This window comes from Serratia sp. UGAL515B_01 (assembly GCF_033095805.1).
Taxonomy (GTDB): Bacteria; Pseudomonadota; Gammaproteobacteria; order Enterobacterales; family Enterobacteriaceae; genus Chania.
In genome coordinates this window covers 1,806,124-1,830,927 of record NZ_CP109901.1, presented here as the reverse complement: position 1 = coordinate 1,830,927, position 24,804 = coordinate 1,806,124, and the positions used below count along the sequence as shown (strand labels likewise).

At 50.4% G+C, this 24,804-nt stretch carries 22 protein-coding genes; 8 read left to right on the top strand and 14 right to left on the bottom strand.

Features of this window, described 5'->3' with window-relative positions:
- Nucleotides 1-44: 44 nt before the first annotated feature.
- The 11 genes from fdhF to OK023_RS08395 all read right to left on the bottom strand — a co-directional run bounded on the left by fdhF (nt 45) and on the right by OK023_RS08395 (nt 10,836).
- Nucleotides 45-2,201 carry a formate dehydrogenase subunit alpha gene (gene fdhF, locus OK023_RS08445; RefSeq protein WP_317696881.1) on the bottom strand — a complete coding sequence of 719 codons (2,157 nt, stop codon included), beginning with the start codon at nt 2,199-2,201 and terminating at the stop codon, nt 45-47.
- Between the two features lie 11 nt (nt 2,202-2,212).
- A complete protein-coding gene (gene hydN, locus OK023_RS08440) occupies nt 2,213-2,755 on the bottom strand; it encodes an electron transport protein HydN (protein WP_317696879.1) in 543 nt (180 codons plus the stop codon).
- Between the two features lie 157 nt (nt 2,756-2,912).
- Nucleotides 2,913-3,383 carry a hydrogenase maturation peptidase HycI gene (gene hycI, locus OK023_RS08435; RefSeq protein WP_317696877.1) on the bottom strand — a complete coding sequence of 157 codons (471 nt, stop codon included), beginning with the start codon at nt 3,381-3,383 and terminating at the stop codon, nt 2,913-2,915.
- Nucleotides 3,376-3,792, bottom strand: a complete 417-nt coding sequence (locus OK023_RS08430) for a formate hydrogenlyase maturation HycH family protein (RefSeq protein WP_317696875.1) — start codon at nt 3,790-3,792, stop codon at nt 3,376-3,378. Before OK023_RS08430 ends, hycI begins: the two co-directional genes overlap by 8 nt.
- Nucleotides 3,789-4,586 (bottom strand): NADH-quinone oxidoreductase subunit B family protein, encoded by a 798-nt coding sequence (locus OK023_RS08425; protein WP_317696873.1) that lies wholly within the window; start codon nt 4,584-4,586, stop codon nt 3,789-3,791. Before OK023_RS08425 ends, OK023_RS08430 begins: the two co-directional genes overlap by 4 nt.
- Nucleotides 4,586-5,128, bottom strand: coding sequence for a formate hydrogenlyase complex iron-sulfur subunit (locus OK023_RS08420; RefSeq protein ID WP_317696871.1), 543 nt, complete (start codon nt 5,126-5,128; stop codon nt 4,586-4,588). The genes OK023_RS08425 and OK023_RS08420 overlap by 1 nt, the downstream gene beginning before the upstream one ends.
- A gap of 12 nt (nt 5,129-5,140) precedes the next feature.
- The gene (locus OK023_RS08415) at nt 5,141-6,844 is read right to left on the bottom strand and encodes a hydrogenase large subunit (protein ID WP_317696868.1); all 1,704 of its coding nucleotides are present in this window, start codon (nt 6,842-6,844) and stop codon (nt 5,141-5,143) included.
- An 18-nt stretch (nt 6,845-6,862) separates the two neighbouring features.
- Nucleotides 6,863-7,798 carry a respiratory chain complex I subunit 1 family protein gene (locus tag OK023_RS08410; protein WP_317696865.1) on the bottom strand — a complete coding sequence of 312 codons (936 nt, stop codon included), beginning with the start codon at nt 7,796-7,798 and terminating at the stop codon, nt 6,863-6,865.
- A 10-nt stretch (nt 7,799-7,808) separates the two neighbouring features.
- The gene (locus OK023_RS08405; RefSeq protein WP_317696862.1) at nt 7,809-9,677 is read right to left on the bottom strand and encodes a proton-conducting transporter membrane subunit; all 1,869 of its coding nucleotides are present in this window, start codon (nt 9,675-9,677) and stop codon (nt 7,809-7,811) included.
- Nucleotides 9,674-10,294 (bottom strand): 4Fe-4S dicluster domain-containing protein, encoded by a 621-nt coding sequence (locus tag OK023_RS08400; RefSeq protein WP_317696859.1) that lies wholly within the window; start codon nt 10,292-10,294, stop codon nt 9,674-9,676. Before OK023_RS08400 ends, OK023_RS08405 begins: the two co-directional genes overlap by 4 nt.
- A gap of 74 nt (nt 10,295-10,368) precedes the next feature.
- Nucleotides 10,369-10,836 carry a formate hydrogenlyase regulator HycA gene (locus OK023_RS08395; RefSeq protein ID WP_317696857.1) on the bottom strand — a complete coding sequence of 156 codons (468 nt, stop codon included), beginning with the start codon at nt 10,834-10,836 and terminating at the stop codon, nt 10,369-10,371.
- A 251-nt stretch (nt 10,837-11,087) separates the two neighbouring features.
- Between OK023_RS08395 and hypA the strand changes: the two genes are divergently transcribed.
- The 8 genes from hypA (at nt 11,088) to OK023_RS08355 (ending at nt 19,624) form a co-directional block, all read left to right on the top strand.
- Nucleotides 11,088-11,432, top strand: coding sequence for a hydrogenase maturation nickel metallochaperone HypA (gene hypA, locus OK023_RS08390; protein WP_317696855.1), 345 nt, complete (start codon nt 11,088-11,090; stop codon nt 11,430-11,432).
- Nucleotides 11,433-11,448: 16 nt separating this feature from the next.
- Complete coding sequence (gene hypB, locus OK023_RS08385; RefSeq protein WP_317696853.1) at nt 11,449-12,243, top strand: hydrogenase nickel incorporation protein HypB; 795 nt, start codon at nt 11,449-11,451, stop codon at nt 12,241-12,243.
- The gene (locus OK023_RS08380; protein WP_317696851.1) at nt 12,234-12,527 is read left to right on the top strand and encodes a HypC/HybG/HupF family hydrogenase formation chaperone; all 294 of its coding nucleotides are present in this window, start codon (nt 12,234-12,236) and stop codon (nt 12,525-12,527) included. Before hypB ends, OK023_RS08380 begins: the two co-directional genes overlap by 10 nt.
- Entirely contained in the window at nt 12,514-13,641 is a 1,128-nt protein-coding gene (gene hypD / locus OK023_RS08375; protein WP_317696849.1) for a hydrogenase formation protein HypD, read from the top strand. The genes OK023_RS08380 and hypD overlap by 14 nt, the downstream gene beginning before the upstream one ends.
- Nucleotides 13,638-14,651, top strand: coding sequence for a hydrogenase expression/formation protein HypE (hypE, locus tag OK023_RS08370; RefSeq protein WP_317696847.1), 1,014 nt, complete (start codon nt 13,638-13,640; stop codon nt 14,649-14,651). Before hypD ends, hypE begins: the two co-directional genes overlap by 4 nt.
- 248 nt (nt 14,652-14,899) lie before the next feature.
- Nucleotides 14,900-16,966: a formate hydrogenlyase transcriptional activator FlhA gene (gene flhA / locus OK023_RS08365; RefSeq protein ID WP_317696844.1), complete on the top strand. Its 2,067-nt coding sequence runs from the start codon at nt 14,900-14,902 to the stop codon at nt 16,964-16,966.
- A gap of 268 nt (nt 16,967-17,234) precedes the next feature.
- Nucleotides 17,235-18,911, top strand: a complete 1,677-nt coding sequence (locus OK023_RS08360; protein ID WP_411569417.1) for a penicillin-binding transpeptidase domain-containing protein — start codon at nt 17,235-17,237, stop codon at nt 18,909-18,911.
- Between the two features lie 107 nt (nt 18,912-19,018).
- A complete protein-coding gene (locus tag OK023_RS08355) occupies nt 19,019-19,624 on the top strand; it encodes a nitroreductase family protein (protein ID WP_317696838.1) in 606 nt (201 codons plus the stop codon).
- A 42-nt stretch (nt 19,625-19,666) separates the two neighbouring features.
- On the opposite strand, the gene OK023_RS08350 is transcribed toward OK023_RS08355, so the two are convergent.
- The 3 genes from OK023_RS08350 to OK023_RS08340 all read right to left on the bottom strand — a co-directional run bounded on the left by OK023_RS08350 (nt 19,667) and on the right by OK023_RS08340 (nt 24,613).
- Nucleotides 19,667-21,535 (bottom strand): DUF3857 domain-containing transglutaminase family protein, encoded by a 1,869-nt coding sequence (locus OK023_RS08350; RefSeq protein ID WP_317696835.1) that lies wholly within the window; start codon nt 21,533-21,535, stop codon nt 19,667-19,669.
- Nucleotides 21,536-21,811: 276 nt separating this feature from the next.
- Nucleotides 21,812-23,086 (bottom strand): arginine deiminase, encoded by a 1,275-nt coding sequence (arcA, locus tag OK023_RS08345; protein WP_317696834.1) that lies wholly within the window; start codon nt 23,084-23,086, stop codon nt 21,812-21,814.
- A 15-nt stretch (nt 23,087-23,101) separates the two neighbouring features.
- Nucleotides 23,102-24,613, bottom strand: coding sequence for an amino acid permease (locus OK023_RS08340; protein ID WP_317696832.1), 1,512 nt, complete (start codon nt 24,611-24,613; stop codon nt 23,102-23,104).
- Between the last annotated feature and the right edge of the window lie 191 nt (nt 24,614-24,804).

Below are 24,804 nucleotides of genomic sequence, written 5' to 3'. Positions count from 1 at the left end.
CAGTGGTACCTAGGGCGCAGCAGATGCCGCGCCACTCGTTGCTGCTATACCAGGTCTTCTGCGGCACTGCGTAGGCGGGCTTTCATATCGCTATAGCTCTGTTGCGCATAGTTTTCTGCCCAGTTCTGATCGGCAATCGCTTCTACTTTCACTGCGCAGTACTTGGTTTCTGGTGTTTTGGAGATCGGGTCCAAGTTTTCCTGTGTCAGCTCATTACAAGCACCAATCCACCATTGGTAGGTCATATATACCGCCCCCTGATTAATGCGCTCGTTGTAGTTGGCACGGGTGATCACCTTGCCACGGCGTGAAGCAACCCATACCAGTTGCTGGTCAGCGATACCCAATGCGCTCGCGTCCTGCGGATTGATTTGTACAAAGCCGGGTTCATCCGCCAACGTTTGCAATGCTGCGCAGTTTCCGGTCATAGAACGGCACGAATAGTGTCCCACCTCACGCACGGTGCTCAAGATTAAGGGGTAGCTGGCATCAGGCACTTCAGCAGGTGGACGCCAGGCTGTGGCAAACAATTGCCCTTTACCGGAAGGGGTCGTGAACAAATTGTCCTGATACAAATAAGGTGTTCCTGGGCTTTCCAACGTGGTACACGGCCACTGTACATGCCCGAGTTCACCTATTTTTTCATAAGTTGCACCGTAAAATAGGGGGCACAGCTCGCGCATTTCGTCCCAAATCTGCTGATTGTTATCATAATGCATCGGATACCCCAACTCAGTGGCTATCAGGCAGATAATTTCCCAGTCACGTTTGACGTTATATTGCGGTTCAATGGCCTTTTCGAAACGTTGGAAGCCACGGTCGGCGCAAGAGAAGATGCCGCTATGTTCCCCCCAAGAGGTGGCGGGCAAGATCACGTCGGCCTTTTCAGCGGTTTTGGTCATAAAGATGTCCTGTACCACCACAAACTCAAGTTCGTCGAACGCGCTACGCACCATGCTCAAATCGGCCTCGGTTTGTAACGGATCTTCCCCCATGATGTAGTAGGCTTTGACTTTACCTTCATGAGCCAAGTGTGGTATTTCCGTGATGCGGTAACCTACCTCCGGGTCCATCTTGGCGGCATCAATTCCCCAAGCCTTCGCGAATTTGGCGCGTACATTAGCGTCAGTGACGGCCTGATAGCCAGGGAACTCGTTCGGCAGTACCCCCATATCACAGGCACCTTGAACGTTATTCTGCCCGCGCACCGGCCCTACACCCACGTTAGCTCGTCCAAGATTACCGGTGAGTAGAGCCAAACTGGCAATGCCTTTCACCACGTCCACCGCCTGACCAAACTGGGTGACGCCCATCCCCCACATAATGGTGGCGGAAGGGGCACTAGCGTATGTCCGCATTGCCTGACGGATTTGCTGTGCGCTGACGCCAGTCAAGTGTTCTACCGCTTCTGGTGCGTAATCGGCGAGCTGTTGACGATAAGCGTCGAAACCCTCGGTATATTTTGCAACGTAATCGCGGTCATACAGATTTTCTTCAATCAGCACATAAGCGAATGCATTGATCAGTGCCATGTTGCAGCCGTTGTTGATTTGCAAATGCTGATCGGCAATGCGCGCGGTCTCTATGCGGCGTGGATCGCAGACCACGATCTTCGCGCCTTTCTCTTTAGCTTTCAGCACCCGGCGAGCTACGATCGGGTGCGATTCTGCACAGTTATAGCCGATGATCAGCAGACATTTAGAGTTTTCAATATCACCAATCGAGTTGCTCATCGCACCATTGCCGAGCGTAGCCTTCAAACCGGCGACCGAAGGGCCGTGGCACACCCGGGCACAGCAGTCGATATTGTTGGTGCCGATCACCGCACGAGCGAATTTTTGCATCACATAGTTGGTTTCATTACCGGTACCGCGTGATGAACCAGTATGCATAATGGCGCCTGGCCCATATTTTTGTTTGATTTCTTTCAGCCGCAGTGCCGTATAACGAATGGCTTCATCCCAACTGACTGCCTCAAATTTTCCGCCTTTCTCTCGACGGATCAGTGGTTGACTCAGGCGAGGTGTGAGCAGTTTAGTGTCATTGAGAAAATCCCAGCCGTAATAACCTTTCAGACACAGTTCACCCTGATTGGTAACACCGTTAGCCGCTTCGGCACGGATGATTTTGCCGTTATTGACCACCAGTTTCATTTTGCAGCCTGCACCACAGTAAGGGCAGACAGTGGTAATTTTTTCCATCTTTTCAGTTCCTAAAACAGTGATGACATAGTGTCGAGCGCGGCACGGCGACGTTTCTCGGCGTTCATTTCCTGTAACATATTGCGGTCTACACAATGCAGTGCATTGGTAGGGCAGGTTTCCATACAGGCAGGACCGTTCTCACGGCCAATACAAAGATCGCATTTATGGGCTTCGGCTTTCTCTGAGACGTGACTTAGTGTTGCTCCATTCTGGCGGATGATTGGATGGGTGATTACCTCCATTGCACCGTAGGGACATGCCACAACGCAGGTTTTACAGCCGATGCAACATTCCTGTTTGACTAACACCATGTTATCAGTTCGGCTGATAGCGCCATTGGGACAGACGTTAGCACAAGGAGCATCTTCACATTGACGACACAGTACGGCAGTACTAACGTTTACGCCTTTGATCACATGAATACGGGGGGCGAAAGTCGCGGTGTTCAGTAGAGAAATATCCTGGTTCTCGCTGTGCGCCATGACGCAGGCAATCTCGCAGGTACGGCAGCCGATGCACTTTTTGGGGTCGGCGATAATAAACCGGTTCATTAATAACTCCTGGGTAAGCCGATTGTGACCATGTGTATGTTCTGCTTCTGGCTATACACAAAACGTGCCATAAAATAAAAAACCTATAAAAATAGATAGTTACGGTTTTTAATGGTGGCATATCGACACAGTCTCGACACAAGTGACGTTGCCAATGTCAGTCATTCGTCATTTTCAGTTGCGCAAACCCTCCCGTGCCTCCCCAACTATTCAGCCGCTGGTGCAAAGTACTAACAGCTTGCCGAACAGCTGCACTGAGTGGATAGTAAAATGCCACTACATCAGGCTGTATGCCGATAAAAGTAATCTCTGGCACGTCTGCTTGCAGTTGCTCAATCAGCACATTTAGCGGTAGGTTATGGGTCGTCATGATGAACATCTCGGCGATATCCTGTTGATCAATAATACGTATTTCCCCCGGGGTTAATCCCATATCGGTGGCATCAACGATCACCAATCGCTCAGGGCACAACGCGCGAATATGCCCGATGTCATTTTCTGGTACCGCACCACCATCGATAACCGTCCAGCCCGGCGGTGGTGCGCTAGCGCAAAGTTCTGCCAGCAAGGGACCGGCCCCGTCATCACCCATCATGCAATTGCCAACACACAACAGAACGTTAGTCATGGTGTCTCCGAACCATCAGGTAAACGGCAGGTTCGTTTTCGATGGATTGCAACAAGGCGATTAATCGTTGACTCCAGTCCTGTTGTTCGGGGAGCATCCGTGGAATGGCCTTGCTCAATGCAGTAGCCAGAAGATGGGTATGACTACTGTCGATACAGATCTCACCAAAACGCTCAATGCCCTCCAACTTGTGTCTGGCGTCACTGCCAGCAGGCAACTGACCGACCCAACGGCGAAAGCCTGCAAAAGGGCAACTGAGTTTGGCTTCTAGGCAGTCTATTACGCCCAAATGGTGGCCAATCGCCAAACTGTAATAGATCACCTCCTGGGCTTGCGGCGGCGCTTTCTTCTCCTGTACAAACTTGCGGCTCAGGGAATAAAACACCACGGTAGATGCATCAATACTCATAGCCTTAGCTCCCCTGTTTGCACACGACGATAAATCGCCAACAGATTGCCCATGATCTCGCTTAACCGCAGATCGTCCTGTTGTTGCAGGTAGTGGTTAACACGCTGTTCCAAAGAAACGGGATCTTCTGTTGTCAGCAACTGCATAAATTGATCAGCGATCTGGCGACCATAGCGGTAACCCGCCATACGGCGGGCCTCGCGATCTAACAAGACGCGCAGCGGCTGTGGCAGGGCAGGATGCAAGATCTCTGAGCCTTGTCCTTGGGTTTCATCATGCTGTTGGCCTTTGATTTTCTGCTCCAGCAGTCCTAGCGCCATAGCGAAACCGTAAAGCGTGGCGGCTGGCGTGGGTGGGCAACCGGGGATATACACATCAACTGGCACAATTTGGTCTGTGCCGCCCCACACGCAGTACAGATCGTGGAAGATACCCCCGCTATTACCACAGGCTCCATAAGAGATACAGATTTTGGGGTCGGGAGAGGCTTGCCAGGCACGGATCGCTGGGATGCGCATGGCACGCGTCACGGCCCCGGTAAACAACAAAATGTCGGCATGGCGTGGGGAGGGAACCACTTTGATACCAAAGCGTTCGGCATCAAATAATGGAGAGATGGCGGCAAAAATTTCAATCTCGCAGCCGTTACAGCCGCCGCAGTCCACCCGGTAAACATAAGCGGAGCGGCGAATGTCACGCAGCAGCGTGGTTTTCAATTTGGCGATGCTTTTGTCGAGGGTGATGGGTACCGGTAAGCCATTCTCATCCCTCGGGCCGATCAGTATTTGGTTCATCAGATAACCTCTCGAGTCAGGTGACGCCCAACATCAATGCTGTCAGCCTGTATCATGCTCTGTTGCTGCTTACAGGATGCGCAGGTTTCAAACCGCGCGCGTAAGGATGCACTTGCTGGCAGAGTGCCGCTTAACAGGGTGAGGGCATAATCAATTTCTTTTTGTGTGGCATAAGGCTTACCGCACTGACGACAATGACAGATGGCAAAATCCGCTTGCTGGTACAAATCTTCTTTGCGCCAGACTGCCAGTTCGAACTGTTGCGATAACCTGATCGCAGTGGTTGGACAAACCTCCTCACAACGGGCGCAGAAAATACAGCGACCAAGAAACAGCTGCCAACGCAGCGTACCTGAGGTGGTATCGGTGGTCATTGTCAGCGCATTGGAGGGGCAAGCATTGGTGCAGGCTCCACAGGCAATGCATTGCTGTGGGTGGTACTCGGGTTTACCGCGAAAATTTGGGTCAACCTCTAACGGTTGCGCCGGATAAGCCGTAGTGGCATGACCGGTTTTCAACACTTTCCTGATCAGTTTCAGCATGATGGGTTCCTGTTAAAACGGCTTGTTTTTCCGCTCGATACCATAGCGTTCTATCTCTTTGTACGGCACCACGATGGACTTGCGTTTGCGAACGTCGACAATGGTCATGCGATCGGTGCAGGAATAGCAGGGATCAAGGCTGCCGATAATCAACGGTGCGTCGGAAACGGTGTTGCCGCGCAGCATGTAACGCAGCGTGGGCCAATTGGCGTAGGTGGCTGCGCGGCAGCGCCAGCGGAACAGCTTCTGATTGTCGCCGGTCATGCTCCAGTGAATGTCATCGCCACGCGGTGCCTCGGCAAAACCCAGCGCAAAGCGGTGTGGAATATAGCGAAAACCTTCAACCACCAGCGGTCCCGTAGGCAGGTTTTGTAGGCCAAACTCGATGATATCGAGCGAGTTGAAGACTTCGTTAATGCGTACCTTCAGGCGGGAGTAAACGTCGCAGCCATCTTCAACACATCTCACTACCGGCAGTTTTGCGTAGCCGGCAAATGGGTGATCGAGCCGCGTATCGCGCCGATGACCGCTACCACGGATCATCGGACCAACATTGCTGTAATCGCGGGCTACCTGCGGTTCGAGGCGCCCAATCCCCACGCTACGCTGTTCGGTATTTGGTGTACCCAATAAGATGTCGACCAGATCGCGTAGTTCACTACGCATTCCAGCCGCCAGTTGTAGGGTCTGCAGCATGTCTTGTTTCAGAATATCGCGGCGGATGCCTCCAATCAGATTCATGCCATAGGTTTTGCGTGCCCCGGTCAATATTTCCGCCATCTTCATTGACTGTTCACGCACGCGGAAGAACTGCATGAAGCCCGAGTCAAAACCAACAAAGTGGCAGGCCAACCCTAGATTCAGCAGGTGGCTATGCAGACGCTCCACTTCAAGCAGGATCGAGCGGATCATCTGTGCGCGTTCTGGCACCTGAATGCCCATGGCATTTTCCACCGAGCTAGTGTAGGCCACGCTGTGGGTAAAACCACAGATGCCGCATACCCGGTCAGAAAGGAAGGTCACTTCGTTATAGCCCATACGGGTTTCTGCCAGTTTTTCCATGCCACGATGCACGTAAAACAAGCGGTAATCAGCATCGATAATGTCTTCACCATCAACGAAAAGACGAAAGTGCCCGGGTTCATCCGAGGTAATGTGCAGCGGGCCAATCGGCACCACATTGGCTTTGGCACCTGCCAAGCTCTCAAACGGATAGGTTTCCATATCGGTGGTCGGTGCTGGGCGTTGGCGATAATCCATAGCATCTTTGCGTAACGGATAGAGATCGTCTGGCCAGTCATCAGGCAGAACCAACCGCCGCTCATCCGGCAGACCTATTGGGCGCAAGCCATACATATCACGCACTTCGCGCTCGCCCCACACGGCGGCGGGAACGCGGGGGGTGACAGAGGGGAATTCCAGCGTCTGAGCATCCACCTCGGTGCGAACGGTGATCCAGCATTTGGTGCCTTGCTCCATCGACAGCACGTAATACAGCGCGTAATGACCACACAGCGTCCGCTCATCGTTACCAAATAGGACGGAGAGCCAGCCACCTTGTTGGTAATAGAGCCATTCCACTACCTCCGGCAACGCATTGAGTTTAACGGTGACGGTTAACTGATCGGCAGTTTGCCATTCGGCTGCCAGTACGGCGGCTGGAAACTGCAGCTGCAGCGCCGTCAAATAGTGTTGGCCAACTTGTTGATTAATCATTATTGCCTCTGTTATTTTTCAGCCGACAACCAGCCAGGAAACCAGTGCCAGAAAAGCTAACCCGAACCCGGCCCAGGTGGTATGTCCGGTTTTCAGGAAACGTAAACGTGCCACGCTGTTTTCGATAACGGCGATCAGCACCACTGCACAAAGCAGCTTCAGCAGTGCCATCACCAGCGCTATGACCAAGTGCAGCGTAGTTAAGGTCGTTGCTTGTCCCCAAGGAATGAAAACGCCGAGAAACAGTTGCAACACCACTAATTGTTTGAGGCTGATACCCCATTTCAGGATGCCAAGCGCCACGCCGGAATATTCCGTCAGCGGGCCTTCCTGCAACTCCTGTTCGGCTTCGGCCATATCGAACGGCAATTTGCCCATTTCAATAAAGGTGGCAAAGGCGCAGGCCAACGCTGCAAGCAGCAGCGGCAGCCAGGCAAGGTGCGGTAGGGTCAGTACGCCCTGGACCATCGCGCTCAACTGCGTGGAACCGGCAACCAGTGCCGTAACCCACAAACCGAGTAACAGGATTGGCTCAACCAGAATGCCGAGTACTGCCTCACGACTGGCTCCTATTGCAGTGAATGGACTGCCGGTGTCCAGTCCAGCAATAACGAACAGGAAGCGCACCACGGCAAACAGATAGATCAGCGTGATCAGATCGCCGATGGCGGGTAAGGGCGAGGCAACGATCAGCATGGGTAATGCACAGGCAATCGCCAGCAAGGTGCCAGTCAGCAGATAGGGCATCAGTTGGAACACTGTACCGGATGCCGCGGGTGCCAGATTCTGGCGTTTAAGCAGCTTGGCGATATCGCGGTATTCCTGTAGTAAGCCTGGGCCTCGGCGGCTGTGGATACGGGCACGCAACATACGGCTGATCCCGGAAAATAGCGGGGCTACCGCCAGCAGGATGACCGCTTGCAGCAGGCCAAATAGTGCGGTGGAATAAGTCATTGTCATCTCCTCAGGCAAAGGCCACAACGAGCAGCACCGCCAGCTCTAGCGCGGCAAAGCCACGGCAGAACGCCACAAATCCGTTACAGTGTAACGAATGATGCATATTTTTTGATGATAACCAGCGGCGCAGTTGATAGAACGGGGCGAACATCACGCGCAACGGCTGGGCAAAACCGCTAGCAGAGATCACCATTGTTGCTTCATGGCCATACCCACAGGCCCAGGCTTCCCCTTGTTGACGCTTAGGTTGGCGGTGAGCCTGATAACGCAACGCAATCAGCAGCGGCAGCAACGGCATCGCCAGTAATAACAGGGCGATCAGCGGCGTTGAAACCACGGCGTTGGACGTTAAAGGGGCCTGGTTCAAGGTGTTGGCAACCAGATCAGCAAACAAGGGGATAAGCCAAGGCGAGCCGATACCGCATACCAAACACAGCAGTGCAGGTAGCAGATGGCTAAAGGTTAACCAGGGATTGGCTGGAAAAGCGTTAGCCGCAGCTTCGCTGCGCGGTGCCCCCAGGCAGGTGACGCCAAACACTTTGCTAACGCACATCAGGGCCAATGCACCGGTAATCGCCAGTATCACCGCTAGCAGCGGACCGAACAGATGACCAACAAAGGTTGGTGCCACGCTGAGCTGGAACAATCCCTGATAGATCATCCATTCACTGGCAAAACCGTTCAATGGTGGTAAGGCGGCCATGGAAACCAGCCCGACAATCAGAGCCAGTCCAGTCCAAGGCATCAGCCGTGCCAGACCGCCCATTCTTTCCATATCTTTCAATCCAGTTTGATGTTCTATCGCGCCCGCAGCTAACAACAGCGCACTCTTGAATAAACTATGATTAAGCAGATGGAATAACCCGCCGATTAAACACAGTGCTGCCAACAGCGGGAGTTGCAGTGACAGACCTACCATTGCGCCGCCGATGCCTAGTAGAATGATGCCGATATTTTCTAGCGTGTGATAAGCCAGTAACCGCCGTAGGTCGTGCTCCATCAGCGCATACAGCCCCCCCAGAAAAGCGGTACAGGCAGCAAGAATCAGCACCAGCAGGCCCCACCACAGTGGCGGCGTTCCCAACAGATCCAAGCCAATTTTCGCTATACCAAACAGACCAACCTTCATTAACGCGGAGGAGAACAGCATTGCCGCCGATGCGGGCGCATGGCTATGGGATCCTGGTACCCAGGCGTGTAGCGGCATGATCCCGGCATAAATACCAAACCCCGCCAAAGTCAGCAGAAATACCGCTGTGCGCACTCCTTCGGGCAATACTGTGGCGCGGATCACGCTGAACTGTATGCTATGGCTATGGAAATAGACCAGCGCAAAAGCAACGATCAACAGCAAAGTCGCCAACCGCGTCAACAGGAAATAGCTCTGTCCAGTGCTCTGACTTTTACTGTCTGCCTTTTTAACGATCAGAAAATAGCTACACAGTGCTGCCAGCTCTAACAGCAAGAGCAGCGCCGCAGCATTATCGGCCATCACTGCGGCACTGAGTGCTGCTAACATCAAATTGGCCCATACCCCCATCCACCTATTGATCTGATTTTTCAGTGTGGGCAACCAGCCTGCGTGAAATAGCCCCGCACACAGTCCGCAGAGTGCGATCACTAGTAAAAGCAATGCGTCAAGAGCACGAATTTCCACTGCATAATTCAGCCATGGCAAGTGGGTGCTGCCCGGAGTCATAAATAACATCTGTAGTGCCGACAGCAGTGTTGCAACGGCACACAACGCTGTGCCCACGCCGAGCAACAGGTTGCAGCGTGGCGAAGATGCCAGCAACCAACTCAATAACGCGAACAGTAGATAACCGATGAATGCCAGCGAAAGTAGCAGCAACGGGTTGGAAAAAATGGCTGTCATAGTGGGCTAGATCCTTTGCTGGATTGTGGGGAACTCACCAGAGGCAGATCGGCATTAAGGGCCTGCATGGCGTTGCGCCTTTTCTGCTCACTGGCAAGCTGCATGTCACGATCGTTCACTAACCGAATAGCTTGTGTTGGACAAGTACGAATACAGGCCGGACCTTCGGCGCTGAAGGCACAAAGATCGCATTTGACCGCCACGGCGCGAACACCAGGATGGCAATCCAGGAACATACTGATGGGACGAGGCGCACTGGGAGCAGGCAATGCCAGCGCGGTATTGCAATCTGCAGGGATCGCCAGCGGCGTACTGCCACCAAAGCCAATTGCACCGAATGGGCAGGCAATCCCACAAAGTTTGCAACTGACGCACAGGCTCTCGTTGAGCACGATGGCATCATCCTGATGGCGGATTGCATTGACCGGACACACTTGAGCGCAAGGTGCATCTTCACACTGATGGCACATCACTGGCGTTGAAGCTTGGGCATTGCGTATTACTTGCAAACGCGGCATTGCCTGTAGACCCAGTAGTCGGTGTTCTGTCGAACAACTTGCCATGCAGGTATTACAACCAATACATAATTTAGGGTCCGCAATAATAAAGCGGTTCATGCACACTCCTTGCTTCGTCACTTTTGACGAAATCTGCAGTAAAAAATGACATTTCGACATTTGAGTATCAGTAATCAGACTGATAGGGTGATTTTTTTCAGGGCGTCATGAATAGCGTGGTCGTTATGTAAGGAGTCATACAGACATTGATAAATTACAGCGATCTTATCTAGGTAGTGGTCCAATACCGCCTGCATGTCGTGGCTATTGACTTCACCATCAATATTGCCATTTTCATCTAGCATGGCATGGGCGAAGGGGGCGAAGTTTTCAGCTTCGTGGGATTTGGCCAGATTAATGCTGTAGCAGATATCACGACTGTAAAAATCATCGCCAAGTTGGATGCGGACAATGAAGTAGTTAAATAAAAGAAAACGTAGATCGCCCTCTTGGCTATATGTAAATCTATGATTAATATTGATTTTACTTGTGGTGACGGCCTTGGTTAACGTCTTGTGATAGGTTTGCCATTGTGTCTTCAAGCAGTGGTTCATACTGGCAATGTAATCGGCTTGTCGGGTTACTTCATGGATTTTACTCATTATCGTCACTCGATATGGTTAATTTTACTGAATAAAGCATGAATCGTGCCAAAATGATTATCGAGTCACCGTTTCCTTTAAATTCAATTGATTTTGGGCTCTTTCAGCCCCTTCTCTTCCTCTGATAAAGATCTGTATTAATGTCGATGACATGACATTCAGCAAATATGTGATTTATGTCATTCGTTTTTGGCACTGTAATTGCAAGGTTATCTCTTTATGCCCGGATTCATTCAATACAGGTGGGTTTAATGCATGAAATAACGCTGTGTCAGCACGCGCTGGAGATCATGCAGCAGCATGCACAACAAAATTCTGCGCAACGTATTACGGCGGTGTGGTTGGAAATTGGTGCATTTTCCTGCGTGGAAGCGGAATCACTCAGGTTCTGCTTCGATATGGTATGCCGTGGCACTTTGGCAGAAGGCTGTGAATTGCATTTGCAGGAACAACAAGCGCAGTGCTGGTGCCATGACTGTCAGGCAGACGTTCAGTTGCTGGTCCCTCAAGTGTTGGTCTGCCCACACTGTTCCGGGCGCAACCTGCGGGTGATAGCTGATGACGGTATGCAAATAAAACGTCTTGAAATCGAATAATTGAAGGGGAATTAACATGTGCAGTACTTGCGGTTGTGCCCACGGTGAAGTGACGATTGAAAATGAGGTAAAAATCCCGTTTCGCCCACAGAGAAGCGTGCAGGGCAAACTGCATTATGGTTTGGGGATAGCGGGAACCCATGCGCCTGGCATCAGCCAACGTCGGATGCTGGAGATAGAAACCAGTGTACTCGACAAGAATGATCGTCTGGCAGCGCAAAACCGACGGCACTTTGCCCAGCAACGTATTTTGGCACTGAATCTGGTCTCCAGTCCCGGCTCTGGCAAAACCACCCTGTTAACCGAAACCCTGTTACGGCTGCGTGGTATGCGGGAATGTGCAGTGGTGGAGGGGGATCAGCAAACCAGTAATGATGCAGAACGCATTCGTGCTACCGGCGTGGCGGCGATACAGGTCAATACCGGTAAAGGTTGTCACCTTGATGCGCAAATGGTTCAGGATGCGGTGCAATGCCTGGCTTTAAAACCCAACAGCCTGCTGTTTATCGAGAACGTAGGTAATTTGGTTTGCCCAGCCAGTTTCGATCTGGGAGAGCGACATAAAGTTGCGGTGTTATCCGTTACCGAGGGGGAAGACAAACCACTGAAGTACCCGCATATGTTCGCCGCTGCCAATCTGATGTTACTCAACAAAATCGATCTGCTGCCGTATGTGAACTTTGATGTTGCTACCTGCATTGCCAATGCTCGCCAGGTAAATCCCACCATCGAAGTGATTACCCTGTCGGCAACCGGTGGCGAAGGGATGGAAGCCTGGCTGACATGGTTGGAGGAGCAGTTATGTGCATAGGCGTCCCCGGTCAGATTGTGGCATTGCATGAAGAGCAGCCTCAATACGCCTGGGCAGAGGTTTGCGGCGTGCAGCGTGAAGTGAATATTGCGCTGGTATGCCAAGCCAATCAACCCCTCGAAGCGCTGCTCGGTTGTTGGGTACTGATCCACGTCGGTTTTGCCATGAACCGCCTCGATCGCCAGGAGGCCGAGGAGATGTTGGCAGCGTTACAGGCTATGGGGGAAGTAGAGCCTGATGTTGCACTGTTTTTAGCAGGGGAAGGCAATCATGGAGTACGTTGATGAATTCCGCGATCCGCAACGTGTGAAATCACTATTACGGCATATTGTGCGACGTGCCGAACAGTTGCCGTTCAGTGCTGAACGGCCGCTGCAGATTATGGAGGTTTGTGGTGGTCATACCCATGCTATTTTTCGTTTTGGTTTGGATAAATTGCTACCGCCACAGATTGAGTTTATCCATGGGCCAGGTTGCCCAGTGTGTGTGTTGCCGATGGGGCGTATTGATGCTTGCAGCGAGATTGCCAAACATCCTGAAGTGATTTTCTGCACGTTTGGCGACGCACTCCGGGTGCCCGGCAAACAGGGTTCACTATTACAGGCCCGTGAACAGGGCGCGGATGTGCGCGTAGTGTATTCGCCGCTGGACGCTTTGACATTGGCTAAGCAAAACCCGCAGCGGCAGGTCGTATTTTTTGCACTGGGTTTTGAAACTACCATGCCGGTGACCGCGCTGACGTTACAACAGGCAAAGCGGGAGGGATTGCAAAACTTCAGCGTATTTTGTCAACACATTAGCCTGATGCCAACGCTGCGCAGTCTTCTACAACAGCCTGACGTATGTATTGATGGTTTTCTGGCTCCTGGCCATGTCAGCATGGTGATTGGTACTGCACCATACCTTTTTATCAATCAACAATACCGTAAGCCTCTGGTGGTGGCTGGTTTTGAACCATTGGATATTTTACAGGGGGTAATGATGCTGATTGAGCAGTGTTGCTGCCAACAGTACAAGATCGAGAATCAATACCGCCGCGTGGTAGCGGAACAGGGGAATTTATTGGCACAGCAGGCCATCAGTGAGGTGTTTGCTTTTGGCGGTGACAGTGAATGGCGTGGTTTGGGTATCATTATCGAGTCCGGTATCAGTTTAAAACCCGCCTATGAAAAATTTGACGCTGAACTGCGATTTCGTCCGCAACAGCACCAAACGATGGACCATCCTCAAGCCTGCTGTGGTCGTGTGTTAACGGGGCGCTGTAAACCTGCTGATTGCCCGCTGTTTGGCCGGATATGTACGCCACAAAATGCGTTTGGCGCATTAATGGTCTCTTCTGAAGGTGCCTGTGCTGCCTGGTATCAATACCGGCGTGAGATAGATGAGGTTTCGGCATGAATAAGGTGATCACTATGGCCCACGGTAGTGGCGGGGAGGCTATGCAGCAATTGCTGGAGGAGGTATTTCTGCCCGCATTTGCCAATCCGCAATTGAACCAACGGGAAGATCAGGCAAGGCTGGATTTGGCCGCTTTGGTACAGCAGGGTGATCGGCTGGCATTTACCACGGATAGTTACGTAATCGATCCGATTTTCTTTCCCGGCGGCGATATCGGTAAATTGGCGGTCTGCGGCACGGCTAACGATCTTGCCGTGAGCGGAGCATGCGCACGCTATCTATCCTGTGGTTTCATTTTAGAAGAGGGGTTACCAATGGCGGATTTGCAGCGGGTGGTGGCTTCAATGGCAAGCACTGCGCAACAGGCGGGTATTGCAATAGTGACTGGCGATACTAAGGTGGTACAACGCGGTGTCGCCGATAAAATGTTTATCAATACTGCCGGGCTCGGAGTGATCCCCACAAACGTCAAGTGGGCCGCCCAGAATATATGTGCTGGTGACGTGGTGATCGTCAGCGGTACGCTGGGCGATCATGGGGCCGCAATCCTGAACCTGCGCGAGAAGTTAGGCATGTCGCTGGATACGATCAGCGATTGCGCCGTGCTGGCACCGTTGATCGACCCCTTACGTACTATCCTTGGGGTACGTGCGCTTCGCGATGCCACTCGCGGGGGCGTGAATGCCGTACTGCACGAATTTGCCCAGGCTGCTGGCGTGGGGATTGATGTAGAAGAAAATCGCTTGCCTGTGACTTCGGCGGTACGTGGGATCTGCGAACTGCTTGGTTTGGAGGCCATTAACTTTGCCAATGAAGGCAAATTAGTGATTGTCACCGCGCCGGAGGCTGAACAGGAAGTACTTGCAGCCTTGCAAGCCCACCCTCTAGGAAGAGCGGCAGCGGTGATTGGCAAAGTAACCGCTGGGCGGCAGATAAGATTGCGGGGCGCTTATGGTATCAATCGGTTACTCGATTTACCCCATTCGGAGCCTTTGCCCCGCATTTGTTGACCCTGTTGGGAGAGAACGCTGTGCTCAGCGTTAAACTTTGTGAAGTTGAACAGTAGGCCTGTGTCTCTTAACTGCCCGTGGTATCGTCGCAAACTCACAAGTTCGTCATCAAGGCGGAGAGTGAAGGACAAAGTGGCCCTTTGTTCAGACCCGACAGCCTTGCTTTGCGCGCAAATGACCGCAAGCGGCTATCGCGTGCAGTTAGGGGGGCATGGCCTAAGACTCGCTACTCAGGCAAGTAATAAACCATGTCGAATCTACGCTTAGAAAAACAGGAATTACTCGAAGTTACCAGAATATTACTTAACCAGCACAGTTTCCACGATCTGTTACTGCAACTGCGTCAGGTATTACAGCGTTGGCAACTTGCTGAAGGTGTAGTGCTGGTATTGTTTGAGCCTAACAGTGAACGCGTCAGCCTATATGGGCTAGACGCCAGTCTACAATCGGTAGGCTATCAGGATGATACCCTGTTGGCGAATGGCCCAGTGAGCAGGCTCAAACATAGCACACTACCGCAGTGCTGGCAGGTAGATGATTTACAGGCACGTTACCCGCAAATCAGTATGTTGGCACTGTATTCATCCTTCTCTGAGTATTGCCTTATGCCGTTGTATGCAGGTGGTCAACTGATCGGCGGTTGCGAATTATTGCGCCGTAGAACACAGCCATTCGGTGATGCCTGCCTAGTGCAATTGCAGACGCTGATGGAACTGGTTGGATTAGCGGTAAAGCAGATTGCTTATCATGAAAAGGCTGAAAGAGAAAAGCGTCAATTGTGCCATGAGCGTGATGATTATCGTATTCTGGTGGACGTTACTAACGCCGTGCTATCTAAACTCAATTTGGATGACTTAATCGGTGAGATCTCAAAAGAAATTCACCATTTCTTCAAGATTGATGCCATCAGCATGGTGTTGTGCTGCGATAACTCAGAACAGGCGATGCTCTACTCTACGCATTATCTGAAGGGGCATATTGCTGAACGTCAACAGTACAGCATTGCTTTGGCAGGCACGCTATCGGAGCAGGTGATGAAAAGTGGTGAAATGCTGCTGGTAAATCTGAAACACTCCGATCCGTTGGGACATCAAGAGCGTCAGTTTTTCGAGCTTTGCCAAGAGCAAATCCAGATAGTGTGCATATTACCACTGATGTTCGGTAAAAAAACGCTGGGGGTGTTGAAGCTGGCGCAATGCCAACCGGATAACTTTAACGCTGTGAATCTTCGTGTACTGCAGCAAATCGCTGAGCGTATCGCTATTGCAGTCGATAATGCGTTGGCCTACCAAGAAATCAGTCGATTAAAAGAGAATTTGGTATACGAAAACCACTATTTGACCGAGCAAATTGACGGTAATAACCCAGATTTTAGCGAGATTGTTGGCCGCAGCGTGGTGATGTCGTCAGTACTCAAACAAGTAGAATTGGTGGCTAAAAGCGACTGTTCCGTGCTGATCCTCGGTGAAACAGGTACAGGTAAAGAGCTTATTGCTCGGGCCATCCATAATCTGAGCGATCGCCGCGATCAGCGTATGGTAAAAATGAACTGTGCAGTGATGCCTGCGGGGCTGCTGGAAAGCGATCTGTTTGGTCATGAAAAGGGGGCATTTACCGGTGCGACTAACCAACGCATGGGGCGTTTTGAGTTGGCAGACAAAGGTACGTTGTTCCTGGATGAAGTGGGGGAAATCCCCATTGAGCTACAGCCAAAGCTGTTGCGGGTATTGCAAGAACGCGAGTTTGAACGGGTAGGGGGCAATAAACTGATCTCGGTGGATGTGCGCATGATTGCTGCTACCAATCGGGATTTGCAGCAAATGGTCCTCGACCGTGAATTCCGTAGCGATCTGTTTTATCGGCTAAATGTTTTCCCCATATTCATTCCCCCTCTGCGTGAACGGCCAGAGGACATCCCACATTTGGTGAAATTCCTGACCTACAAGATTGCCCGCCGCATGAAACGTACTATCAACAGCATTCCAGCAGAAACGCTGCGTACTCTAAGCCGGATGCCGTGGCCGGGAAATGTACGTGAATTAGAAAATGTAATTGAGCGTGCGGTGTTATTAACCCGGGGAACGGTGCTCAATCTGCAACTTACCGAGTTGCAATATTCGCTGTCATCTACGGTATTGTCCCCACCGACTGTTGAACCGTTCCAACAGGGAGAGAACGAGCAACAGCGGATTATGCGCGTATTGAAGGAAACCAATGGCGTTGTGGCAGGCCCGTACGGTGCGGCCCAGCGTCTAGGACTTAAGCGCACCACTCTGTTATCAAAAATGAAAAAACTGGGTATATCGACCAGGTAACCCACAACCTAAAACTCTGTGCTGAGGAATTACACTTAGCACAGAGTTTCACCATGGTAAAACATCAGGCTGGCATTACAGGAACTCACTAACTGTTTCAGGGCTGTGAAGATATTCAATATTAAACGCGTTTGTTTTTACTTTCTTACAAACTGCAATCCACTAAAAATTCCCTTCAGCGGTAGACTTAACTGATAAACAGTCAGTATAAAAACGCAGGGTTAACGTGGCTTATTCAACCAGGAAAAGTAGTAAAAATTATTCTACGATGCGCTTTGGCTGGGTATGCGCAGGAATACTGGTGTGTTTCCTATTACTGGTGTTCAGGGTTGGGTATTTGCAACTGATGGAAAATCAGCAATTGGCCGAGCAGGCCGCTCAACGTTCTATTCGTACTCAGGTGGTGCCAACTAACCGTGCAATGATTACCGACCGAAATGATGCGCCGCTGGCTGTGAGCGTTTCTTCCAAAGATATCGTACTGGATCCTAAACATATTCTCGATACTAACACGGATACCCGTGATGAACGCTGGCAGAGCATGGCCAATGTGTTGCAAGTACCACTGAGCGATATTCAACATCTCATCCAGTCTAATGCACGCAGACGCTTTGTGTATTTGGCACGTAAAGTGGAAGACGGAAACGCAGATTATATTAGGAAACTGCATCTGACTGGTGTTAGTACCGAGCAAGACTTCAGCCGCTTTTATCCAATGGGTCAGGATGCAGCGGGATTAATTGGTATTGTGGGGCAGGATAATCAGGGACTGGAAGGGATCGAGCTAGGATTCAACTCATTGTTGCAAGGCAAGAGCGGTCTGCGGGTTTACCAGAAAGATGGCAGTGGGGCGGTGATAAGTGTTATTAAACGTGTCGACCCTGTGCCACCACCTAACGTAACACTGAGCATCGATAAATTTATCCAGTACGTGCTGTTCTCTAAAATCCGAGATAGTGTGCTTGCCAATCAGGCCGACTCAGGTTGCGCTGTTGTGGTGAAGGTCAATACTGGTGAGATACTCGGTATGGCAAGTTACCCTTCTTTTAACCCGAACAACTATGGTAATACCCCTGCAAAAAATATCCATAATGTTTGCAGCAGTGACAGTTTTGAACCTGGCTCGACGATTAAACCTGTGGTTGTCATGGTCGGATTAGACCACAACATAATTCAGCCTGACACCGTGTTAGACACCACCCCTTATCGAGTGAACGGGCATCTTATCAAAGATGTAGGGCACTGGTCGAAATTGACCATCACCGGTGTGCTGCAAAAATCCAGTGATATTGCAGTTTCACATATTGCGTTGGCTATGCCTGCCAGCACATTACCCGCGGTATACCGCAGTTTCGGCCTTGGGCGGCCTACCACACTAGGCATTGGAAACGAAAGCAGTGGCTATCTACCTACCCATCGAGTCCGGTGGGCGGATATTGAACGAGCGACGTTCTCCTTTGGCTACGGTTTGCGTGTCACTCCCCTGCAAATGGCACGTGAATATGCCACAATCGGCTCTTTCGGTGTCTATCGTCCGCTTTCTATTACCAAAGTGACTCCACCTGTCGTGGGACAGCGGATTATGCCTGAAAACGTGGTAAAAACCGTCGTACATATGATGGAAAGCGATGCTTTGCCTGGTGGAAGTGGCCTCAGCGCCGCGGTTCCTGGTTACCGACTGGCAATCAAAACCGGTACTGCCGAGAAGATTGGGCCAAGTGGTAAATACGATGGGGGGTACATCAATTATACTGCCGGTGTGGCACCTGCCAGCAATCCGCAGGTCGCCCTGGTTGTGATGGTCAACAACCCCAAAGCGGGAAAACATTTTGGGGGCTCGGTAGCAGGTCCGACATTCGGTAAAATCATGGCGCAGGTACTTGAACATATGAATATCCTGCCTGATGCCCAACCACTTAAGGTGATGACAGCCGCGAAGAGTTGAGGCTTTTAGCGAGGGAAAATTTTGTTGAAACAGAACGCGACTCTCTCGCAGTAGAAGTAAAAACGTGAAATAGTCTTGGCCTGCAGTCAACTAATCTGAGGATAACAATGAATACTCTTGATGCCATTCAACAACGCCGTGCTACCAAACAGTTCGACCCTCAACACATAATGTCACTTGATGAAAAGAAAGCACTGCTCAATATTGCCCTGCAAAACGCACCAAGCGCATTTAATCTACAGCATTGGCGCCCGGTTCTGATTGAAGATCGCGCTCAACGCGAAAAGATCCGTCAAGCTGCCTGGGACCAGGCACAAGTTACCGATGCTTCAATGCTAATTGTGCTCTGTGGTGACCTGTCTAGCTGGCAGTCTCAGGCAAAAAATATCTGGGCAGCAGCGGCAGAACCAGTACAACAGTATTTATTGCCTGCTATCGAACAGTATTATCGTGATAAAGAACAGGTTCAGCGCGATGAAGTGATGCGCAGCAGTGGTATCTTTGCACAAACTCTGATGCTGGCGGCCAAGGCGCAAGGCTATGATTCCTGCCCAATGGATGGTTTTGACTTTGATGCCGTTGGCAAGATCATTAACAAACCGGCCCATTATCAGATTGCATTGATGGTGGCCATTGGCAAAGGTATCGGTGAACCTTACCCACGGATTGGCAAATTACCGTTTGATGAGATTGTGAAAATCGACCATTTTTAACCCGTTGGAGCAAGGCGGATATCCTCCGCCTTGCTCCAAGCCTTAGGCTGGCTTTTGCACCACCATCCGTAACTGTTCTACGCAGTTACGGCTCTGTTCGATAAGCTTACCAAACTCTTCGCTGTTAATTTCACTGTGGCTTAACCAACTGACTTTTTGTACTTCCCGATAGCGATAGTGGTAGCCTGAACTGTTTGGTTCTGCTTGCATATCGATATCGAACCACGGCGAGCGTATTTTGCAAGCGTGCGCGGGTTCAACGATTTTGCTGCCCGATAGTTGGATATCGTAGGAGAGGGTCTGAGGGTCATCTATGTAAAGATCCGCCAGTTGCCCTTCTCTGCGATATTTGGATAATTCATTCCATTGTTCGGCAAGATCATCGCGGCTATAAATATACTGGTTCCGAAGAATATCCAGTGCGCTCAGATCAATGAGGCTGGCAGTCACTCGGTAACTTGCAGGGAGAACGAACCGGCTTTCGTCGCGTTTCAGATGACATTCACTGACTTCGTTAGCAAAGTACTGACACAGACCCTTATCCGAACTGGTTCGCCCATGCAAGCGGTCGTTCGCGCTGAGCTGCATCAACGCTGAGTTAGACAGGTCTACGCTACCTGTAACTTTGGAGTTACCGTCTGCAGTAAATTGGTCTTTCTTAACAACATGGATTATGAGCGCTGGTTTTTCCAACGGAATATTGTCCTGCCGTACCTGCCCATCAGCACCCAGTACCAGTGCCCAACGTTGTTGGATGTCTGGCATAATGCGTCCGGGAGCAAAAGACGGGTTAGTTGGGTCTAGCCACCAGGTCTTACCATTCACTTCCGCCCGGACGATTACATGATTGGGAGCAGCAACACCAGGGATCAATAAGCTTGGTGCCACCTTGCCTCGTATAACTAGAGCCGGCTCCGCCTTGATACCGGAAGCGTTGAGCATGGCGCTTAAAAGTATCGCAAGATCCTTACAGTCCCCGTAGCCATGGCGTTCAATTTCTGCCAGGGAAAATGGAATATACCCACGTTCGCTAAGGCGCCAGTCCCCCAGATAACGGTAGTTATCGTAGATATATTGCATAAACGCTGTGACTTGCTCGGGGGCAGGCTTGTGCTTATTGATGGCAACTGCGGCCGCTGCACCTTTGGGTAGTGTGGCTGAGAGGATCTCGTTGTAACGTTTCGCCAAGAGGCCAAAGTTATCCTGAAGGTTAAGCGAGCTTCCCATTTCCACTCGGGGTGGGTTACGCAGATAGCCGTTGTTGGACTCATTGATATAGTTCAAATAGAACGGTGCAGCTTTGAGGCTGATTTTTACACTTTTTTTATCCGCGCTCTGCTCGATATGGTAGGTGTTCATTTGCTCGCTGCGCACAAAAATCGGGCGTTCTGCAATATACTCAGCATCAAAGCGATCGTAACGCACCGGTTCAGGACCAAAGGATAATACATAGTGGAAGTTAGGGCTGAAAGGCTTGGCGGAGATATGTGAACGCACAGTGTAGCTGATACGGCTACCAACACGTAGGTTAGGGAAGGCAAACGAAGTTTGTCGCTCGCGCAGAAAGCCTTGATCAGGATTGGGTGCCATTCGGGTGTCAATCTGCGACTTGTCGAGCGGCACTGGCTTCTCACCTGGTTGAGTCAGCTCAGCTTTTTCGACAACCATGCTGTCGTTTTCGGCGTAATTGAGATTGAGGCGCGAAAGCATCTCACGTCCACTTGGCTTGAGGATAGTGTATGTGTATCTGCTTACGCAGTCTGTACTATTATCCACATTGAATTTACAACGCAATTCAGTCTCGTTAGAGAGTGGTGCTTCGCTAACGGGTTGTAAGGAGGCAAAGAGTGGGGTTGAGACAAGGAGCATACTGCCAGTGAGTAAAGAGAGAGTGAAGGGGAAACGTAGCATTAAGGCCTCTCATTTATTTTTTTCAAAATAATCAATTTGATTGTTGACGATAATTATCCCTAGGCAAGTTGTAATCGATGATTCATTTAAATCCATTGACGGGATTTTGTCATGAAAAGATCAATTTTAAAAGCATAAAGTGCGTCTTTACAATATACTTTCCGCTATTAGTCACTTCCGGCTCAGATAAAGCAATTACAAGCCATCGTGAGTTGCTCCAAAAGTAAAAAGCCGGATAAACATTGTTTATCCGGCTTGAATTAAGTACGTTAATTGTTAGTAGTCAATGGCGTCACGAATAATCGGGCAAGTCATACAGTGGCCACCACCGCGCCCACGTCCCAGCTCGCTACCGACAATCTCGATAACTTCCACACCTTCTTTACGCAGTTGAGTGTTGGTTTTGGTATTACGGTCATACGCGAGAACCACACCAGGAGATAGGGCGACCATGTTATTACCGCTGTCCCATTGCTGACGTTCGGTATCGTAATCGTTACCCTCGGTTTCAACCACACGCAGTTTCTTCAGGTTTAACGCCCCAGCAATCGCTTCGACGAAGGTACCTTTGTCACGGCTGAGCTTCATGCCTGTTGGGCCATCGTCAGGACGCAGAGAGAACGTCTTGATCTGATTGACAATTGCCGGATAAAGCGTAACAACATCGCGATCGCAGAAGGTGAATACCGTATCAAGGTGCATAGCCGCACGCAGTTTCGGCATCGCGGCAATCATAACCCGCTCAACCCCGGAATGTTTATTGGAAAACAATGCCGCTGCCAACTGAGTAATCGCCTGATGAGAAGTACGTTCACTCATACCAATTAGCACAGTTTTGTTACCAATCGGCATTACATCGCCACCTTCTAAGGTTGCGGTACCGTGATGCACGGTTGGATCTCCCCACCAGACGTTGACATTGGCAGAGCCAAAGTCTGGATGGAATTTATAGATCGCTGTTGTCAGAATGGTTTCTTCGTGACGAGCTGGCCAGTACAGTGGGTTAAGGGTAACGCCACCGTAGATCCAACAGGTAGTATCACGGGTATATAAGGTATTCGGTAATGGTGGTAACAGGTATTCGGTAATGCCCACGGCTTCACGGATTAGCTTCAATTCCTCATTGTCGGCATAGCCTTCTTTCGCCAATTCATTGGTAGAAAGACCGCCAATCAGCACTTCAGCCAATGTGCGGGGGGCTAGTCCATCCAAAAAGCTGCGGGTTTCATTCAAAATACCCAACGACACTTCGTTAGGGACAATCTGTTGGTCTAGTATCCACTTTCTGGCTTCTGGAAGGGTTAGAGTTTCAGCCAGCAGATTGTGCATTTCGACCACATCAACGCCGTGTTCACGCATCTTGGTCATAAAGTCAAAATGGTCACGCTTAGCACGTTCTACCCAAAGCACATCGTCGAATAACAGTTCATCACAATTACTTGGTGTCAGCCTGTTATGTGCTTTGCCAGGAGCACAAACCATCACTTTATGTAATTTACCAACTTCTGAATGCACACCAAACTTCGTCTGTGTCTTTTTTTTAGTCGACATAATGTCTTGCCTCGATCAGATAGTAATAACGCCTGTTGCAATGTTGTAGATTGCAATAACTGCGGCGACCATGACGATAACAAAGAGCCCCATTTCAGCCGGGGTGAACATTTTTGCATGCTGTTCACGTTTGGCCATAATGTACAGCACTGTGCCTGGGCCATAGATAATGGCCGATAGCAGCAGATATTTCATTCCACCAGCGTAGATCATAAGTAGTGAATATAACGTAGCGATAACCGCAATGATCAGGTCTTTCTTGTGATCGGCCTTATCGGTTTCATAAGATTCCCCAGTCCATGCCAGTTTTAAGCCGTAGGCGCCAACCAGCAGATAGGGGATCAGCGTCAGTGAACTGGTCAACTCAAGCGCCAATTGGAAGGCGTATTGGCTAAACAGGGTCAGAATGAGAAAGACCTGAATAGTAATGTTGGTTAACCACACGGCTGAGGATGGCACTGAATTGCTGTTCTCAGTAGCAAACACTTTTGGCATGATTTCACTTTTTGCTGCAGAAAACAGCACCTCAGCGGCCAACAGTGACCAAGAGAGGTAAGCACCGAGTACTGAAACAATCAACCCCACACTGATGAAGATCGCACCCCAACGCCCGACAATGGCTTCAAGAACCCCAGCCATGGAAGGTTGTCTCAGAGCAGCCAAATCGGGACGTAACATTACGCCATATGACAACATGGTGATCAGCACTAACAGGCACAGTACGCCAATGAATCCCATTACCGTTGCGATACCAACGTGTTTGCGATCTTTGGCATAACGGGAATAGACGCTGGCACCTTCAATACCTAGGAACACAAACACTGTTACCAGCATGGTGCTGCGAACCTGACTGAACAGAGACTCCGGCTCAGCAGTTGGTACGATAGCCGCTGCGGCATGCCCAACATAGCCATAGTCGTTAAGATGAGACAAATCACCAACGCTTGCCGCGACGTGTGGTGCGCCCCAGAAGTTGAGTGCGAAAACATCAGCTTTGAAAGCAAAAATCAACACAATAACGAAGAGGATTATCGGCAGAATTTTAGCAACAGTGGCAATAGTATTGATAGCTGCCGCGCTTTTGACGCCACGTAGTAGCAGAATATGGAATCCCCACAGGATGACCGAAGCTACGATGACCGCAGAAACAGTATTCCCGTCGCCGAATACGGGAAAGAAGGCTCCAAGTGTGGATTTAATCAATACAAAATAAGAGACGTTACCAATGCAGGTACCAGCCCAAAACCCAAGAGCAGAGGCAAAACCAAGATATTGACCGAATCCTACTTTAGCATAGATAAAAACCCCAGAATCCAAATCGGGTTTTCTTTGAGCCAGAGTCTGGAACACAAAAGCCAGCATTAACATACCGCCGCCGGCAATGCACCAAGCGATGATGGCACCAAACCCCCCCGTTGCACGACCAAAAGTTGCCGGTAGAGAAAATATCCCGGCACCTATCATGGATCCCACGACCAACGCCGTGAGAGACCATAGGGACAATTTATTTGCTGATGAGCTCGTCATAATTTTCCTTACTGACCCTGAGTCAATTAAGTAATGTGTTATTAGGATCGAACGTAACTGACATACTTACGATTAAATCATAGACATAACCGTCGAATTTTCCTGTTGTGAAAAAAACGCTACAATCGATATCAGCATTGTCGCTTTCCCCCCCCCCAAATTCGCACTTTAAACAGAGTAAAAAACCAAAT

Bases quoted from the DNA above. Each gene is read 5' to 3' on its own strand.
- fdhF (WP_317696881.1), bottom strand. From the start codon at position 2,201: ATGGAAAAAATTACCACTGTCTGCCCTTACTGTGGTGCAGGCTGCAAA.
- hydN (WP_317696879.1), bottom strand. From the start codon at position 2,755: ATGAACCGGTTTATTATCGCCGACCCCAAAAAGTGCATCGGCTGCCGT.
- hycI (WP_317696877.1), bottom strand. From the start codon at position 3,383: ATGACTAACGTTCTGTTGTGTGTTGGCAATTGCATGATGGGTGATGAC.
- OK023_RS08430 (WP_317696875.1), bottom strand. From the start codon at position 3,792: ATGAGTATTGATGCATCTACCGTGGTGTTTTATTCCCTGAGCCGCAAG.
- OK023_RS08425 (WP_317696873.1), bottom strand. From the start codon at position 4,586: ATGAACCAAATACTGATCGGCCCGAGGGATGAGAATGGCTTACCGGTA.
- OK023_RS08420 (WP_317696871.1), bottom strand. From the start codon at position 5,128: ATGCTGAAACTGATCAGGAAAGTGTTGAAAACCGGTCATGCCACTACG.
- OK023_RS08415 (WP_317696868.1), bottom strand. From the start codon at position 6,844: ATGATTAATCAACAAGTTGGCCAACACTATTTGACGGCGCTGCAGCTG.
- OK023_RS08410 (WP_317696865.1), bottom strand. From the start codon at position 7,798: ATGACTTATTCCACCGCACTATTTGGCCTGCTGCAAGCGGTCATCCTG.
- OK023_RS08405 (WP_317696862.1), bottom strand. From the start codon at position 9,677: ATGACAGCCATTTTTTCCAACCCGTTGCTGCTACTTTCGCTGGCATTC.
- OK023_RS08400 (WP_317696859.1), bottom strand. From the start codon at position 10,294: ATGAACCGCTTTATTATTGCGGACCCTAAATTATGTATTGGTTGTAAT.
- OK023_RS08395 (WP_317696857.1), bottom strand. From the start codon at position 10,836: ATGAGTAAAATCCATGAAGTAACCCGACAAGCCGATTACATTGCCAGT.
- hypA (WP_317696855.1), top strand. From the start codon at position 11,088: ATGCATGAAATAACGCTGTGTCAGCACGCGCTGGAGATCATGCAGCAG.
- hypB (WP_317696853.1), top strand. From the start codon at position 11,449: ATGTGCAGTACTTGCGGTTGTGCCCACGGTGAAGTGACGATTGAAAAT.
- OK023_RS08380 (WP_317696851.1), top strand. From the start codon at position 12,234: ATGTGCATAGGCGTCCCCGGTCAGATTGTGGCATTGCATGAAGAGCAG.
- hypD (WP_317696849.1), top strand. From the start codon at position 12,514: ATGGAGTACGTTGATGAATTCCGCGATCCGCAACGTGTGAAATCACTA.
- hypE (WP_317696847.1), top strand. From the start codon at position 13,638: ATGAATAAGGTGATCACTATGGCCCACGGTAGTGGCGGGGAGGCTATG.
- flhA (WP_317696844.1), top strand. From the start codon at position 14,900: ATGTCGAATCTACGCTTAGAAAAACAGGAATTACTCGAAGTTACCAGA.
- OK023_RS08360 (WP_411569417.1), top strand. From the start codon at position 17,235: ATGCGCTTTGGCTGGGTATGCGCAGGAATACTGGTGTGTTTCCTATTA.
- OK023_RS08355 (WP_317696838.1), top strand. From the start codon at position 19,019: ATGAATACTCTTGATGCCATTCAACAACGCCGTGCTACCAAACAGTTC.
- OK023_RS08350 (WP_317696835.1), bottom strand. From the start codon at position 21,535: ATGCTACGTTTCCCCTTCACTCTCTCTTTACTCACTGGCAGTATGCTC.
- arcA (WP_317696834.1), bottom strand. From the start codon at position 23,086: ATGTCGACTAAAAAAAAGACACAGACGAAGTTTGGTGTGCATTCAGAA.
- OK023_RS08340 (WP_317696832.1), bottom strand. From the start codon at position 24,613: ATGACGAGCTCATCAGCAAATAAATTGTCCCTATGGTCTCTCACGGCG.